The sequence below is a fragment of the Streptomyces sp. CRCS-T-1 genome (assembly GCF_024442335.1).
In the GTDB taxonomy this organism is placed as follows: domain Bacteria; phylum Actinomycetota; class Actinomycetes; order Streptomycetales; family Streptomycetaceae; genus Streptomyces; species Streptomyces koelreuteriae.
On record NZ_CP101651.1, the window covers coordinates 965,286 to 980,563 of the forward strand.

12 protein-coding genes are annotated in these 15,278 nt (G+C 71.1%); 4 read left to right on the forward strand and 8 right to left on the reverse strand.

The features are described 5' to 3' along the window. Positions 1 to 28: 28 nt before the first annotated feature. Positions 29 to 1,306, reverse strand: coding sequence for a M14 family metallocarboxypeptidase (locus NNW99_RS04345; protein WP_215117318.1), 1,278 nt, complete (start codon positions 1,304 to 1,306; stop codon positions 29 to 31). Then, positions 1,303 to 3,258, reverse strand: a complete 1,956-nt coding sequence (locus NNW99_RS04350; RefSeq protein WP_215117320.1) for a Xaa-Pro dipeptidyl-peptidase — start codon at positions 3,256 to 3,258, stop codon at positions 1,303 to 1,305. The genes NNW99_RS04345 and NNW99_RS04350 overlap by 4 nt, the downstream gene beginning before the upstream one ends. A gap of 199 nt (positions 3,259 to 3,457) precedes the next feature. Here NNW99_RS04350 and NNW99_RS04355 point away from each other — a divergent pair, with 199 nt between their 5' ends. Both NNW99_RS04355 and NNW99_RS04360 read left to right on the forward strand, forming a co-directional pair. Continuing rightward, positions 3,458 to 4,981 (forward strand): M1 family metallopeptidase, encoded by a 1,524-nt coding sequence (locus NNW99_RS04355; protein WP_215117322.1) that lies wholly within the window; start codon positions 3,458 to 3,460, stop codon positions 4,979 to 4,981. A gap of 95 nt (positions 4,982 to 5,076) precedes the next feature. Then, complete coding sequence (locus NNW99_RS04360) at positions 5,077 to 5,952, forward strand: arginase family protein (RefSeq protein WP_215117323.1); 876 nt, start codon at positions 5,077 to 5,079, stop codon at positions 5,950 to 5,952. A 21-nt stretch (positions 5,953 to 5,973) separates the two neighbouring features. Here NNW99_RS04360 and NNW99_RS04365 read toward each other — a convergent pair whose 3' ends face one another. Both NNW99_RS04365 and NNW99_RS04370 read right to left on the reverse strand, forming a co-directional pair. Beyond that, positions 5,974 to 6,453: a macro domain-containing protein gene (locus NNW99_RS04365; protein WP_215117325.1), complete on the reverse strand. Its 480-nt coding sequence runs from the start codon at positions 6,451 to 6,453 to the stop codon at positions 5,974 to 5,976. Positions 6,454 to 6,495: 42 nt separating this feature from the next. Continuing rightward, on the reverse strand, positions 6,496 to 7,962 hold the full coding sequence (locus tag NNW99_RS04370) for an amino acid permease (protein ID WP_215117327.1): 1,467 nt from the start codon (positions 7,960 to 7,962) through the stop codon (positions 6,496 to 6,498). Between the two features lie 220 nt (positions 7,963 to 8,182). Here NNW99_RS04370 and NNW99_RS04375 point away from each other — a divergent pair, with 220 nt between their 5' ends. After that, positions 8,183 to 8,899, forward strand: a complete 717-nt coding sequence (locus tag NNW99_RS04375) for a MerR family transcriptional regulator (RefSeq protein WP_215117329.1) — start codon at positions 8,183 to 8,185, stop codon at positions 8,897 to 8,899. Here the strand turns inward: NNW99_RS04375 and NNW99_RS04380 are convergent. From NNW99_RS04380 to NNW99_RS04395, 4 genes are all read right to left on the reverse strand, one after another. After that, on the reverse strand, positions 8,885 to 11,071 hold the full coding sequence (locus NNW99_RS04380) for a 3-hydroxyacyl-CoA dehydrogenase NAD-binding domain-containing protein (protein ID WP_215117331.1): 2,187 nt from the start codon (positions 11,069 to 11,071) through the stop codon (positions 8,885 to 8,887). The two genes, NNW99_RS04375 and NNW99_RS04380, sit on opposite strands and share 15 nt — an antisense overlap. A 34-nt stretch (positions 11,072 to 11,105) precedes the next feature. Further along, positions 11,106 to 12,320, reverse strand: a complete 1,215-nt coding sequence (locus tag NNW99_RS04385) for an acetyl-CoA C-acetyltransferase (RefSeq protein WP_215117333.1) — start codon at positions 12,318 to 12,320, stop codon at positions 11,106 to 11,108. An 11-nt stretch (positions 12,321 to 12,331) separates the two neighbouring features. After that, a complete protein-coding gene (locus NNW99_RS04390) occupies positions 12,332 to 13,477 on the reverse strand; it encodes a CaiB/BaiF CoA-transferase family protein (protein ID WP_215117335.1) in 1,146 nt (381 codons plus the stop codon). Positions 13,478 to 13,588: 111 nt separating this feature from the next. Next, positions 13,589 to 13,969, reverse strand: a complete 381-nt coding sequence (locus NNW99_RS04395; protein WP_215117337.1) for an MmcQ/YjbR family DNA-binding protein — start codon at positions 13,967 to 13,969, stop codon at positions 13,589 to 13,591. Between the two features lie 92 nt (positions 13,970 to 14,061). On the opposite strand from NNW99_RS04395, the gene NNW99_RS04400 reads away from it, so the two are divergent. Then, positions 14,062 to 15,240 (forward strand): trans-acting enoyl reductase family protein, encoded by a 1,179-nt coding sequence (locus tag NNW99_RS04400; RefSeq protein WP_215117339.1) that lies wholly within the window; start codon positions 14,062 to 14,064, stop codon positions 15,238 to 15,240. Positions 15,241 to 15,278 lie beyond the last annotated feature (38 nt).

Below are 15,278 nucleotides of genomic sequence, written 5' to 3' on the forward strand. Positions count from 1 at the left end.
TACCACGTGTGGCGCGATTACACCCCTTTCAACATTGCGTTTCGGACTCGGTCTCCGTCAGGTGGTACGTGGCCCGCTTGTCGAGCAGCAGCGGGACGAGCGCCCGCAGGGGCTGGCGCAGGGGTACGAGCACACCCTCGGCGTCCCGTCGTACGCGCACACCGTGCAGTGCCAGTTCGTCGCCGACCTCGGCGTACTGCGCGGCGGTGAGCCGGTAGCCGCAGGGCGGGTCCTGGATCACCTCGGCGGGTTCGGGCACGTCGTTGTCGGCGCCGCCGACGTAGACGGGGCCGGTGGCCGTGTAGCCGGCGAGCCGGGCCTTGTCCGTCGTCGCCTCGATGCGGTCCCGGCGCTGCTCGGTGTACCCGAACAGACCCTTGAGGGCGTCCAGTTGGGAGGTGACCCGGCGCCGGTTGTTCAGCGCCTCGTCCGCCTTCTCCGCTTCGGTGAGCGGGTCCACCCGGCTCTCGATGAGCAGCCCGACCGAGTGCTTTACACCGGACATATTGCGCAGAATGCGCTCCTGTCCGTCTCCGGCGACCTGTTTGATCGGTTCGCCGGTCTCGGGGTCGGTCCAGATGCCGTAGGTGCCGGTCGTGTGGCCGGCCCGCTGCGCCGCGGGGCGGACGTAGGCCTCGGAGAGGGTCTTCGCCTCGCCGTGGACCGCGTCGTGGGTGTTGAGGTTGCGCGGCCAGAGGTCGAAGAGCGCTTTGTCGTAGTACTGGGGTGTTGCTCCGTATTCGTGCAGGTCGTAGATGATGTCGGGGCGCTGGTCGCGGATGAGCGCGGCCAGGGCGCGGCCCTCGGCGGTCTCGAGGGCGAGGTGGTCGCGGTTGATGTCGACGCCGTCGCTGTTGCCGCGGGTGTTCGCGGCCCGGCCGTCGGGGTTGGCGGTGGGCACGACGAGGACGGTGGTGTGGTCCAGGAAGCGCCGGGTGCGGCTGTCGCGGGCGTGGGCGAGATCACGGACGGTGGTGAGACAGGCTTCGCGGCCGGAGGGCTCGTCGCCGTGCTGGCTGCACACGAGGAGCACCTTGTTCGGGCTCGGCCGGGTGCCGATCCTGACGAGCTGGAGCGGGCGGTCCTGCTTCGTCGTGCCGAAGCGGGTCAGGGAGACCCGGCCGCTGGAGCGGTCGACGGCCCTGAGGAAGTCCTGCTCCTCGGGCTGGGTGGTCCAGCGGGCGCCGTCGGTCCGCTCGAAGCCGGTGCGCGGCGGGGCGTCGCCGGCCGAGGCCGCCTGGGCGGGGACGGCCACCAGGGAGGCGGCGAGGGCGGCGGTCAGGGTCAGGACGCGGACGCGGTTCACGGGGTTCCCTCCGGGACGCGGTGGGCGGTGCGCGGTTCCCGTACGCCGTCGAGGAGTGCGGCGACGGGCGGGGTGAGCGCGGCACCCGCGGTGGCGCGGGCGAAGGCGGCGGTTCCGCCGACGAACGGCACGTCGGCCGAGGTGCGGGAGAGGTCGAGCGAGAGCTTCGGTGTGTCGGCGGGAGGGTCGATGAGGCCCTTGTCGGTGCCCGCGACGATCAGCGCCAGCCGGTGGCCCTTCGGGACGATGTGGTCGGTCGCCGCCAGGTCGAGGGTGATCGTGTACCGCTTGCCCGGGGTGAGCGGTGAGCCCTTGCCGGCCGAGGCGTGGGTGCCGAGGTCGGCCCAGCCGCGGCTGACGACCGTGTAGTCGACGTCGGCGGTCTTGGCCTTCGCCTCCTTGAAGCAGGAGCTGTCGCCGGCGGTGCTCGCGCCCCAGCAGGTGCGGTTCGTGAGGGTGGTGATCCCTTCGCCGGCGTCGGCGTAGTCGCGGATGGTGTCGGGGCCGATGTCCACGAGGACGGCGGAGAGATGGGCCGTCGGGGTGGAGGGCGTGGCGGTGACGGTGACCTTCGAGGAGCCGGACAGGCGCAGGCCGCGGCTGAGCGGCCCGGTGGCGAAACCGGCCTTCTCCACTGTCGGTTTGTCGATGCCGGCGGCCCAGTCGGTCTCGCTCAGCCCGGGGTCGTCGGTGAAGGTCTCGGTGCCGTGGCCGCGGTGCAGGCCGAGAGTGCCGACGCCGGGCTGGGCTCCCCGGTCGGGACGCAGGGTGGTGGCCCGGGTGCCGGACGGGGGCCAGACCTCGGAGGTGCTCCACTGGTCGGGGTGGCGTTCGATGTCGGCCATGGGCTCGCGGTCGATGCCGTTGTCGTAGCCCATGAGTTCGTGGTCGAACCAGCGGTGCAGCGTCTCGACCCAGGTGGCGCGGCGGAAGTCGAAGGGGTCGACGTGGCCGGTCTGGGAGAGCCAGATCTTGCGGTCGACGCCGTGCTGCGCGAGGGCGTCCCACCACTGGCCGACGTGCTTCATGCGCACGTTGAGGTCCTGCATGCCGTGGATCAGGAAGACGCTGGCCCTGACCTTCTTCGCGTTCTTCACGTAGTCCCGCTCGGTCCACAGCGGGGTCCAGTCGCCGGTGCGCGGGGCCCCGTCGACGAGCTTCTGCTGCACGGCGGCGCACTTCTCGCGGGCGTCGGGGCTGTTGACGTAGTCGGACAGCCACTCGGGGCCGGAGTCGTAGAGCGGGGCGCCCTGCTGGAAGTAGTAGTCGTACCAGGAGGAGATGGCGCTGATCGGGACGATGGTCTTCAGGCCCTTGACGCCGGTGGCGGCGACGCCGCCCGCGATGGTGCCGTCCCAGCTCTTGCCGATCATGCCGGTGCGGCCGTTGGTCCAGCCGGCCTTGGCACGGGTGGCGCCGGTGCGGGTCGTATAGGCCTTGGCGCGGCCGTTCAGCCAGTCGACGACGGCCTTGGCCGACTGGATGTCGGAGCGGCCGCCGACGTCGTCGCAGCCGTCGGAGCGGTTGGTTCCGGCCAGGTCGACGCCGACGAAGGCGTAGCCGCGGGGCACGAAGTAGTTGTCGTAGTACAGCGGCATCTGCACGACGTCGCCGTTCGCGTCGTACGTCTTGCGCTGGCTCTCGTTGCCGCGCCCGCAGCAGGAGTAGTACGGGCTGGCGTCCATGATGACGGGGATCTTGCGGCCCTGCCGGGCGGGTTCGCGGGGGCGGACGATGTCGACGGCGACCCGGTCGGCCTTTCCGTCGCCGTCGCCGTCGAGTCCGGTGTCCACCCAGACGGCCTCGCGGACGGCCTTGTCGTACGAGTAGACGGGTTCGCTCCCGCGCGGGGCGGCCTGGGCCGCGGCCGGGGTGAGCAGGGTGGCCAAGAGGGCGGCGGTGGCCGCCGTCGCGAGCGGTCTCCAGGTCGTGAAGCGCGTGCGTTTCGGCATGCGCCGGACGCTACATCGGTGAACTCCTGTTCAGAAGAGGGCAGCTGACGGACCGGCGTGTCCCGGGAAGGCCCGGGGGCGGGTGCCTCATGTCGGCCGAATGGCGATCGTGTGACAGCAGGGACCATGGACATGACTAGTGACACAGGGAGTCAATAGGCTCCGGACAGCTTTCGGGACCTACGACTTGGAGCCTTGCGTGCACCGCAGAATCATCGCGCCGGGAGCCCTGGCAGCGGCCGTTCTCCTGCTGGCGATCCCGGCGTCGGCCGCGCCCCACTCCCCCGGCGCGCCGGGTATCGGCGACCCCTACTACCCGGCCTACGGGAACGGCGGATACGACGTCTCCCACTACGACCTGAGGCTGAAGTACCAGCCGGTCACGGACGAACTGGAGGGCACGGCGACCCTCGTCGCCCGCACCACACAGGAGCTGTCGAGCTTCAACCTGGACTTCCTGCTGGACGTCGGCGAGGTGCGCGTCAACGGCGCGAAGGCCTCGTTCAGGACGTCGGGCGAGCACGAACTGGAGATCACGCCGAGGACACCGCTGGCCAAGGGCGCGTCCGTCACGGTCGTCGTGCGCTACCGCGGGGTGCCGTCGTCGAAGCGGGCCTACGGTTTCACCAGCTGGCACCGCACCCCGGACGGCGGGGTCGCGGCGAACGAGCCCGAGGCCGCGGCGTGGTGGTTCCCGAGCAACGACCATCCGCTCGACAAGGCCACCTACGACGTGTCCGTACTGGTTCCGGACGGTACGCAGGCCATCTCCAACGGCACGCTCCAGTCGACGAGTTCACGCCTCGGCTGGACCCGTTGGAACTGGCGCTCCAACAAGCCGCAGGCCACGTACCTCGCCACGCTCGCGGTCGGGAAGTTCGACATCACGACGGGCACGACCGAGAGCGGCATTCCGGTCCTCAACGCCTACAGCAAGGACCTGGGCGACCACGCCGGCGCGGCACGAGCGAGCATCGAACGCACCGGGGAGATCGCGGACTGGCTGTCCGGGTACTTCGGGCCGTACCCCTACAACGCGCTCGGCGGATACGTTCCGAACACCACCACGGGCTATGCCCTGGAGACGCAGACCCGGCCGTACTACAGCCCGCGGCAGTTCGCGAACGGGTCGAACGTGTCCCTCGTCGTCCATGAGATCGCCCACCAGTGGTACGGGGACGACGTGTCGCTCAAGCGCTGGAAGGACATCTGGATCAATGAGGGGTTCGCGCGGTACGCGCAGTGGCTGTGGTCCGAGCACGAGGGCGAGGGGACGGCGCAGGAACTCGCCGACTACGTGTACGCCTCGCATCCGGCGGACGACGAGTTCTGGACGGTGAAGCCCGGGGACCCGGGGCCGGAGAACCAGTTCGACGCGGCGGTCTACGACCGGGGCGCGCTGGCCGTCCAGGCGCTGCGCAACGCGATCGGTGACGAGGCGTTCTTCGCGATCCTCAAGGGCTGGCCGAAGAAGTACGCCCATGGCAACGCGTCGGTCGCCGACTTCCGGCGCTATGCCGAGGAGGTGTCCGGGAAGCCCCTGGCCGCGCTCTTCGACACGTGGCTGTTCGAGGCGTCCAAGCCGGCGTCGGCGGCGGCCCGGACCGCGTCCGTGGCGAAGGCGGGCGAGGCGGTGTCGCAGCCGAGGTCGTGGAAGAAGATCGCCGCGACGAACGGGGCGCACGAGCACGCGCGGCACGGGAGCGGTGGGCACGAGCACTGACGCGCCTGTTCCCGTACGGCGGTCTACGGTGGGCCCATGCGCGTGAGGCGTATGGGCCCGGCGGCGCGTCGGCCGGCGGGTGAAGGGAGCCGGCCGTGCGGGATGTGGCGATCATCGAGGCGCCGTCCGTGCTGGGGCTGCGTCCGACCGGGGTCGAGGAACTGCCCGCGGCGCTGCTCGGGGCCGGGCTGGCCGAGGGGCTGGGAGCGGTGCGGGCGGGCCGGGTGGAGCCGCCGGCGTACGACCCGGAGCGAGATCCGGACACCGGGGTGCTCAACCCGGGCGGCATCGCCGGGTACTCCGTCGCGTTGGCCGACGCGGTCAGCGCGGTCCTCGACGACGGCCGCTTCCCTCTGGTCCTGGGCGGCGACTGCACCGTGCTCCTCGGCAACCTCCTCGCGCTGCGCCGCCGGGACCGGCACGGGCTGCTCTTCCTCGACGGGCACACCGACTTCTACCAGCCGTCGGCGGAACCGGTCGGCGAGGCGGCCTCCATGGAACTCGCCCTGGCCACCGGGCGCGGCCCCCGCGTCCTGACCGAGCTGGAGGGCCGTGGCCCCCTGGTACGCGACGAGGACGTCGTCGCCCTGGGCTTCCGGGACGCGGAGGACTCCGGGTCCTACGGCATGCAGCCGCTGCCGTCCGCACTGCACGCGATGGACCTGGCCACCGTGCGTGCCCAGGGGGCGGCCGAGGCGGCCCGGCGCGCGGTCGGGCTGCTGACCGACACCGGCTACTGGATCCACCTCGACGTCGACGTACTGGACGACACGGCCATGCCCGCCGTCGACTACCGACTCCCGGGCGGCCTGACCTGGCAGGAACTGGAAACCGTCCTGCGCACGGCACTCTCCGACGGCGGAGCGGTGGGCCTCGACGTCGCGATCTTCAACCCCCGGCTGGATCCGGACGGGTCGATCACGGAACGTCTGACCGAGTGCCTGGTACGGAGCTTCGACGGGCAGGGCTGAGCCGGTCCGCGCCGCCTCGCCTCAGTCCCCGTGGTCGTACACCGTCACCCGTATCCCCTGTCGCACCAGCCGTTCCTCGACGAGCGGCTCGACACGGGACCACTTCCCGCCGGCCAGACCGCAGCCGATGCGCGGCATGTGCACGGACGCGCCCAACTCGGCGGCCTTGCCGGCGAGGGAGCCGAGGGCCGTGTCGATCGCCTCGTAGCGGACGGGGACGCCCTTGCTGCCGGTCCTGATGCCGCGCTGGCCGATCATGTTGGCCACCCACACATACGGCTCGACCTGCACGAACCGCACCGCGCCGAGCCCGAAGTCGTTCGCCGCGCGCTCTCGGTGCCAGGCCCGGTACGCCTGCTCCGGCTCGGGCCAGCGGCGCGATATCGCCATGACGAAGCCCTTGCCCCAGCCCCCGATGTCGTTGCAGACATGGGCGATGATCTTGACGCCCTTCACCGACGGAACGGTGGCGTCACCCCGGACATACTTGATCCCCGACATGACGCCACCGTAGACGCGGCCACTGACAACGGCCCCGGCCCGCTACTTCGTGAACTGCGAAAGCTCCTGGTCCGCCGTCGCGGAGACCCGGCGGCGGATGCCGAACCAGCCCGCGATCAGCATGACCGCGATCACGGGGACGAGGAGGAGGGTCTTGCGGCCGACCTCGGGGTCGTTCCACATCATGCCGAGGCAGGCCAGCAGGAAGACGATGGTGGTGATCTCCGTGAACGGGCTGCCGGGGAGGCGGAAGGTGGGGCGGTCGAGCAGGCCCGCCTTGGCGCGGCGGACGAAGACCAGGTGGCAGACCATGATGATCACCCAGGTGCTGATGATGCCGAGGGAGGCGACGTTCAGCACGATCTCGAAGGCCTGGGCCGGCACCAGGTAGTTCAGGCCGACGCCGAGCACACACACCGCGCAGGTCAGCAGGATGCCGCCGTAGGGGACCTGGCTGCGGTTCATGCGGGCCGTGAACTTCGGGGCCGAGCCGGCCATCGCCATGGAGCGCAGGATGCGGCCGGTGGAGTAGAGGCCGGAGTTGAGGGAGGACATCGCCGCCGTGAGGACCACCAGGTTCATCACGTCGCCCGCCGCGGGCACGCCGATCTTCGACAGGACCGTGACGAAGGGGCTCTGGTCGCCCGAGTAGGCCGAGCCGGGCAGGAGCAGGGCCAGCAGGACGACCGAGCCGACGTAGAAGAGACCGACCCGCCACATGATCGAGTTCACCGCGCGCGGGACGACCTTCTCCGGCTCGGCGGTCTCACCCGCGGCGACACCGACCAGCTCCAGCGCGGCGTACGCGAAGATCACGCCCTGCATGACCAGGACGACGGGCATCAGGCCGTTCGGGAAGACGCCTCCGTTCTCCGTGATCACGCTCATGCCCGGCGTCTGCCCGCCCACCTTGTGCTGCGTGGCGAGCAGGAAAATGCCGATGAACATGAAGCCGACGAGCGTGGCGACCTTGATGATCGAGAACCAGAACTCCATCTCGCCGAAGATCTTCACCGAGATCAGGTTCACGGCCAGCACGACCGCGAGGGCGATCAGCGCGAGCACCCACTGGGGTATGTCGGTGAACAGGCTCCAGTAGTGCGTGTAGAGCGCGATCGCGGTGATGTCGGCGATGCCGGTGGTCGACCAGTTCAGGAAGTACATCCAGCCGGCGACATAGGCGCCCTTCTCCCCGAGGAACTCGCGCGCGTACGACACGAAGGAGCCCGAGGAGGGGCGGTAGAGCACGAGCTCACCGAGGGCCTTGACGACGAAGAAGGCGAAGACGCCGCACACCAGGTAGGCGATCGCCAGCGCCGGGCCGGCATTGTGCAGCCGCCCGCCGGCGCCCAGGAAGAGTCCGGTGCCGATCGCGCCGCCGATGGCGATCATGTTGACGTGGCGGGGCTTGAGGTCCTTGCTGTAGCCGGCGTCACCCGCGTCCGCGGGCACCTGGGCCGCGTCGCTGCGGGATGCGGCTGCTGCCGTGTTCACGGCGTCCTTGCTCACGGTGGATCCACTTCTCTGGTGCGCCCGAGCGGGTCCCGCTCGGCTGTCCGGACGTACATAAGGTCTGCGCCCTCGGTAAAGGCACAGACCAAGGGGCCACCTTCCCCCACGGAGAGCGACTCACGCGGTGTCATACGTCACAGAGCGCTACTTCTCACACGATCCTCACCTCGGCCGCCGGAGGTTTCACAGCACCGGTGAGACAGCGATACTGCTGCACATGACGACCGACACCGAGGAGCCGACCCTCACGATCGACGAGCTGGCCGCCCGGGCCGGTGTCACGGTGCGCACGGTCCGCTTCTACGGCACGAAGGGGCTGCTGCCGCCGCCGGTGCTCGGCCCCCGGCGCGTGGGGCACTACGGACGGGACCACCTGGCCCGGCTGGCGCTGATCGAGGAGTTGCAGCGACAGGGCATGACACTCTCCGGCATCGAGCGCTATCTGCGCCAACTACCGCCGGATCTGAGCCCGCACGACCTCGCCATCCACCGGGCCGTGGTGGCCTCCTGGGCGCCGGACACCGTCGAGACGGTCACACACCGGGAACTGGAGCGGCGGGCCGGGCGGCCGCTCGGCGCCGAGGACGTCGAGCGGCTGGTCGCGATGGGCGTGGTCAGGCCCGGGGACGTCGGGTACGAGGCCGACCTCGGTCTGCTCCGGCTGGGCGTCGGGCTGCTGGACGTGCCGCTCTCTCAGGAGGCGATCTTCGCGGCGCGCACGGTTCTCATCGAACACGCGCGCGCCGCCGCCCATGAACTCTCCCAGCTCTTCCGGGGCGAGGTGGCGGAGCGTGACGCCCGGGACGTGCGGTCCCTGTCGGCGCACATGCACCCCCTGGTGGTGCAGGCGCTCCTCACGGCCTTTCAGCGGTCGCTGAAGGAAGAGCTGGGCGAGTGGCTCACGGAGCCTTCGGACGAGTCAGCCCCGGGCTGAGTCGCTGAACCGCTCCCCCTTCTCCGCCTTGTCCACCAGCAGCGCGGGCGGGGTGAACCGGTCGCCGTAGCGCTCGGCGAGTTCACGCGCGCGTGCCACGAATCCGGGCAGGCCACCCTCGTAGCCGTTGATGTACTGGAGCACGCCGCCGGTCCAGCCCGGGAAGCCGATGCCGAAGATCGAGCCGATGTTGGCGTCGGCGACCGAGGTCAGCACGCCCTCCTCCAGCAGCCGGACGGTGTCCAGCGCCTCGGAGAAGAGCATGCGCTCCTTCATGTCCTCGAACGGGATCTGGTATCCGGGCTTGGTGTAGTGCTCGCGCAGTCCCGGCCAGAGCGAGGCGCGCTTGCCGTCGTCGCCGTAGTCGTAGAAGCCGGCGCCGCCGCTGCGGCCCCTGCGGCCGAACTCGTCGACCATGCGGTCGATGACGGCCTCGGCGGGGTGGGCCGTCCAGGTGCCGCCCGCCTCCTCCACGGCGCGCTTCGTCTCGCCCCGGATCTTGCGGGGCAGCGTCAGCGTCAGCTCGTCCATCAGGGACAGCACCTTGGCCGGGTAGCCGGCCTGCGCCGCGGCCTGCTCGACCGACGCGGGCTCGATGCCCTCGCCGACCATGGCGACGCCCTCGTTGATGAAGTGCCCGATGACGCGGGAGGTGAAGAAGCCGCGCGAGTCGTTGACGACGATCGGCGTCTTGTTGATCTGCCGGACCAGGTCGAAGGCGCGGGCCAGGGCCTCCTCGCCCGTGCGCTCGCCCTTGATGATCTCGACGAGCGGCATCTTGTCGACCGGCGAGAAGAAGTGCAGTCCGATGAAGTCGCCCTGGCGCTCGACGCCCTCGGCGAGTGCGGTGATGGGGAGGGTGGAGGTGTTGGAGCACAGCAGCGCGTCGGGCGCCACGACGTTCTGGATCTCCTGGAACACCTTGTGCTTGAGGGAGGTGTCCTCGAAGACGGCCTCGATCACGGCGTCACAGCCGGCCAGGTCCTGCGCCTCGGCGGTGGGCGTGATGCGGGCGAGCAGCGCGTCCGCCTTCTGCTGGGTCGTACGGCCCTTGGCGACGGCCTTGGCGCACAGCTTCTCGGAGTAGCCCTTGCCCTTGAGGGCCGACTCCAGGGAGACATCCTTCAGAACGACGTCGATGCCGGCGCGGGCACAGGAGTAGGCGATGCCCGCGCCCATCATTCCGGCGCCGAGGACGGCGACCTTGCGGACCTTCGTGGGCTCGATGCCCTTGGGCCGGTTGGCGCCGGAGTTGACGGCCTGGAGGTCGAAAAAGAAGGCCTGGATCATGTTCTTCGAGGTCTGTCCGGCGGCGAGGTCCACGAAGTAGCGGGCCTCGATGATCTGGGCGGTCTCGAAGTCGACCTGGGAGCCCTCGACGGCGGCGGCGAGGATGTTGCGCGGCGCCGGGTAGGGGGCGCCGCCCGTCTGCTTGCGCAGATTCGCCGGGAAGGCGGGCAGGTTGGCGGCGAACTTGGGGTGGGCGGGCGTGCCGCCCGGGATGCGGTAGCCGGGCTTGTCCCAGGGCTGCTGCGACTCCGGGTTGGCGTCGATGAAGGCACGGGCCTTGGCGAGCAGTTCCTCCTGGGTCTCGGCGACGTCGTCGACGAGACCGTTCTCCCGGGCGCGGCGCGGGCTGTACTGGGTGCCCTGGAGGAGGACCTTCAGCAGGGCGTCGGCGATGCCGAGCAGCCGGACGGTGCGGACGACGCCGCCGCCTCCGGGGAGGAGGCCGAGGGTGACCTCGGGGCAGCCGATCTTCGAGCCGGGCGCGTCGAGCGCGACGCGGTGGTGGCAGGCCAGGGCGATCTCGTAACCGCCGCCGAGGGCAGCGCCGTTGAGCGCGGCGACGACCGGCTTGCCGAGGGTCTCGATGCGGCGCAGGTTCCGCTTGATCGCCATGCCGCCGTCGAACAGCTCCTGGGCCGTCCCGGGCGTGACGCGGATGAGGTCGCGCAGGTCGCCGCCGGCGAAGAAGGTCTTCTTGGCGGAGGTGATGATGACGCCCCGGATGGAGTCCTTCTCGGCCTCCAGGCGGTCGGTGACGGCGGCGAGCGAGTCGCGGAACGCCTGGTTCATGGTGTTCGCGGACTGGTTCGGGTCGTCGATGACGAGGGTGACGAGGCCGGTGCGGTCCTGTTCCCAGCGGATGGTGGTGGATTCAGTGCTCATGTGGAGGTGCTCCGTGTGATCCGTCGGGAGGGGGTCAGATGCGCTCGACGATGGTGGCGACACCCATGCCGCCGCCGACGCACAGGGTGGCGAGGCCGTAGCGCTTGTCCTGGCGCTCCAGTTCGTCGACGAGCGTGCCGAGGATCATCGCGCCGGTCGCGCCGAGGGGGTGGCCGAGGGCGATCGCGCCGCCGTTGACGTTGACCTTGTCCAGGGACAGGCCCATGTCCTTGACGAAGCGCAGCACGACCGCCGCGAACGCCTCGTTGATCTCGACGAGGTCGATGTCGTCGATGGTGAGTCCGGCCTTGGCGAGGGCCTTGCGGGTGGCGGGGGCGGGGCCGGTGAGCATGATCGTGGGCTCGGAGCCGGACACGGCGGCGGAGACGATCCGGGCGCGCGGGGTGAGGCCGTAGCGCTCGCCGACCTCCTTGGAGCCGATCGCGACGAGCGAGGCGCCGTCGACGATGCCGGAGGAGTTGCCCGCGTGGTGGACGTGGTCGATCTTCTCCACCCAGTGGTACTGCTGGAGCGCGACCGCGTCGAAGCCGCCGAGTGCGCCGATGTCGGCGAAGGACGGCTTGAGCCCCGCCAGGCTGTCGGCGGTCGTGCCGGGGCGGGGGAACTCGTCGTGGTCGAGGACGACGAGGCCGCTGCGGTCCTTCACCGGGACGACGGACCTCTCGAAGCGGCCGTCCTTCGTGGCGGTGGCCGCGCGCTCCTGGGAGAGGGCCGCGTACTCGTCGACGTCCCGCCGGGAGAAGCCCTCGATGGTGGCGATGAGGTCGGCGCCGATGCCCTGCGGCACGAAGTTCACGTCGAGGTTGGTCATCGGGTCGTTGAACCAGGCGCCGCCGTCGGAGGCCATCGGCACCCGGGACATCGACTCCACGCCGCCCGCGAGGACGAGGTCCTCCCAGCCGGAACGCACCTTGGCGGCGGCCAGGTTGACGGCCTCCAGACCCGAGGCACAGAAGCGGTTCTCCTGGACACCGGCCACCGTGTCGGGCAGGCCCGCCGCGATGGCGGCGATCCGGGCGATGTCGGAGCCCTGGTCGCCGACGGGGCCGACGACGCCGAGCACGATGTCGTCGACTGCGGCCGGGTCGAGGCCGGGGAAGCGGGCGCGGATCTCGTGGATGAGTCCGACGACCAGGTCGATGGGCTTGGTGCCGTGCAGGGAGCCGCCTGCCTTGCCGCGGCCGCGCGGGGTGCGGATCGCGTCGTACACGTACGCTTCGGTGCTCACGAGAGGGCCTTTCACTGAGGGTTGCGGGACGAGGCGAGCAGCCCGGGGACGTCCCAGTCCCGGGCGACGTCCGCCGTGTCGGCGCCCGGCCGCGCCGGGCCGGTGCGGACGGAGGTCGGGGTCGCGGAGAAACGGGGGGCCGGGGCGGGCTGGGTGATGCCGCCGTGGTCGGTGAAGGTGCCGCGGGCGGCGAGATGCGGGTGGTGCGGGGCCTCGCGCAGGGACAGGACGGGCGCCACGCACGCGTCGGAGCCCTCGAAGACGGCCGTCCACTCGTCCCGCGTCCGGGTCTTGAAGCGGACCGCGATCCGTTCGCGCAGTTCGCCCCACCGGGTGACGTCCTTGCGGGCCGCGGCCTGGTCCTCGACGCCGAGGAGGGTCAGGAACTCCGCGTAGAACTGCGGCTCCAGCGCGCCGACGGCCATGTGCAGGCCGTCGGCCGTCTCGTACGTGCCGTAGTAGGGGCAGCCGCCGTCAAGGAGGTTGGCGCTGCGGCGGTCCTGCCAGCCGCCGGCGGCGAGCATGCCGTGGATCATGGTGGCGAGGTGGGCGGTGCCGTCGACGATGGCGGCGTCGACGACCTGGCCGGTGCCGCTCGCGCGGGCGTGGTTCAGGGCAGCGAGGACGCCGACGACGAGGTACAGGGAGCCGCCCGCGTAGTCGCCGAGCAGGTTGGCCGGGACGGCCGGCGGCTCGTCCGGCCGGCCGATCATGCCGAGGGTGCCGGTGGGGGCGATGTACGCGATGTCGTGTCCGGCGCGCTCGGCGAGCGGGCCGTCCTGCCCCCAGCCGGTCATCCGGCCGTAGACGAGACGCGGGTTGCGGGCGTGGCAGGCCTCGGGGCCTACGCCCAGGCGCTCGGCGACACCGGGGCGGTAGCCCTCGACCAGGATGTCGGCGCGGGCGGCGAGGTCGAGCACCCGGTCGGGGCCGTCCGGGGACTTCAGGTCGACGACCACCGAGCGCTTGTTGCGGTTGGTGACGTCGTACGCCGGGTCGATCGCGAGTCCGGGGCCGCCGGGGCGGTCCACGCGCACGACGTCGGCCCCGAGGTCGGCCAGGAGCATGGCGGCGAACGGGCCGGGCCCGATGCCGGCCAGCTCGACGACGCGCACGCCGGTGAGCGGGCCGTGTCCTGGCGTCCTTGCCGTGGTCATCCAGCCCCCAGTGCTGTGACACAACCGATGTAACACCAGTGATGCTAAGAACGCGTTCCGATCGACACAAGACCTGAAGAGAGCAAGCGCTTAGTAATCTGCCCGACGGAGTCAGTCCCCGTCCAGTTCCGCTATCAGCCGTTTCGGCGCGATCACCCGGTAGCTCTCCTCCACCCAGTCGCAGAGCATCTCCGCGGCCGGCGCGCCCTGCCGCTCCAGGGGGATGCTCACCCAGCCGGCCTTGCCCAGGCCGTAACCGGCGGGCTCGGCGCCTGGGCTGGACAGGGCGTGGGCGTGGGCCGTCTCGTCCTTGAGCTTCACCGTCACGCCCAGGGGGTAGCTGCCGTCCTGGACGCCGAGGAAGACGAACACCTTCTTGTTGACCTTCGCGACGGACTCGCCCCAGGGGAACTCCTCGACGGCACCCGGCAGCCTCAGCGCGAACTCGCGCACTTTCTCCCACTTCTTCAGGGCATTCCTGGGCACGGCCATCGTCGTTCCTCCGGGCTCGTCGTCGGGCTCCGCACCCCTCACGCTAGCCTCGGCCACCGACAGCGGCACGGGCTGAACGACCGAGGGGTGTCATGAGCAGGCTGAACAGGACGGACCGTCCGTACGACATCGTGCTCTTCGGAGCCACCAGTTTCGCCGGAGCGCTGACCGCGGAGTATCTGGCCGCGCACGCGCCGGACGGGTTGCGCTGGGCGATCGCGGGACGCAGCGCGCAGAAGCTGGAGCGGCTGCGCGAGCGGCTGCCGGACGACGCGGAGGTGGGGGTGCTGCGGGCGGACGTCTCCGACCCGGCCTCGCTGCGCGCTCTCGCCGAGCAGGCGCGCGTGGTGGCCACGACCGTCGGCCCGTACGTGACGTACGGCGAGGAGCTCGTGGCCGCCTGCGCGGAAGCCGGGACCGACTACCTCGACCTCGCGGGCGAGCCAGAGTTCGTGGACCTGATGTACGTCCGGCACGACGCACGCGCGCGGGAGACCGGGGCACGGCTGGTGCACGCCGCCGGCTTCGACTCGATCCCGCACGATCTGGGCGTGTACTTCACGGTTCAGCAGCTGCCCGAGGACGTGCCGCTGACCGTGGAGGGTTTCGTGACCGCCGACGCGGCCTTCTCGGGCGGCACCTTCAACTCGGCCCTGAACCAGTTCGCCCGGCAGCGGGAGATGGCGGCGGCCGTGCGGGACCGGCGGCGGCATGAGCCGCGGCTGGTGGGACGGCGGGTCTCCGCGCCGCTGGGTACGCCGCGGTTCGCCAAGGAGGTCGGCGCCTGGGCGCTGCCGATGCCGACCATCGACCCGCAGATCGTGCGGCGGTCGGCGGCGACCCTCGAGCGGTACGGCCCTGATTTCCGCTACCGGCAGTACGCGGCCGTCCGGCACCTGCCCGTCGCGGTGGGCGGGGTCGCGGCCGTCGGCGCGCTGGTCGCGGCGGCCCAGGTGGCGCCCGCGCGGCGCTGGTTGTCGGACCGGCTGCGGCCCGGGGACGGGCCGAGCCCGGAGAAGCGGGCGAAGAGCTGGTTCTCCCTGCGCTTCGTGGGCGAGGGCGGCGGCCGTCGGGTGTTCACGGAGGTCTCGGGCGGCGACCCGGGGTACGACGAGACGGCGAAGATGCTCGCCGAGTCGGCGCTGTGCCTGGCCTTCGACGAGCTGCCGAAGACGGCGGGCCAGGTCACCACGGCGGTCGCGATGGGCGACGCGCTGATCGACCGGCTGCGCGCGGCGGGCATCCGCTTCCGCGTCGCGTCCACCCGCTGAGGGACTGCCGAGGGCTGCCGAGGACTGCCGAGGGGCTC

Bases quoted from the DNA above. Each gene is read 5' to 3' on its own strand.
- NNW99_RS04365 (WP_215117325.1), bottom strand. From the start codon at position 6,453: ATGTCGGGGATCAAGTATGTCCGGGGTGACGCCACCGTTCCGTCGGTG.
- NNW99_RS04390 (WP_215117335.1), bottom strand. From the start codon at position 13,477: ATGACCACGGCAAGGACGCCAGGACACGGCCCGCTCACCGGCGTGCGC.
- NNW99_RS04380 (WP_215117331.1), bottom strand. From the start codon at position 11,071: ATGAGCACTGAATCCACCACCATCCGCTGGGAACAGGACCGCACCGGC.
- NNW99_RS04395 (WP_215117337.1), bottom strand. From the start codon at position 13,969: ATGGCCGTGCCCAGGAATGCCCTGAAGAAGTGGGAGAAAGTGCGCGAG.
- NNW99_RS04375 (WP_215117329.1), top strand. From the start codon at position 8,183: ATGACGACCGACACCGAGGAGCCGACCCTCACGATCGACGAGCTGGCC.
- NNW99_RS04350 (WP_215117320.1), bottom strand. From the start codon at position 3,258: ATGCCGAAACGCACGCGCTTCACGACCTGGAGACCGCTCGCGACGGCG.
- NNW99_RS04400 (WP_215117339.1), top strand. From the start codon at position 14,062: ATGAGCAGGCTGAACAGGACGGACCGTCCGTACGACATCGTGCTCTTC.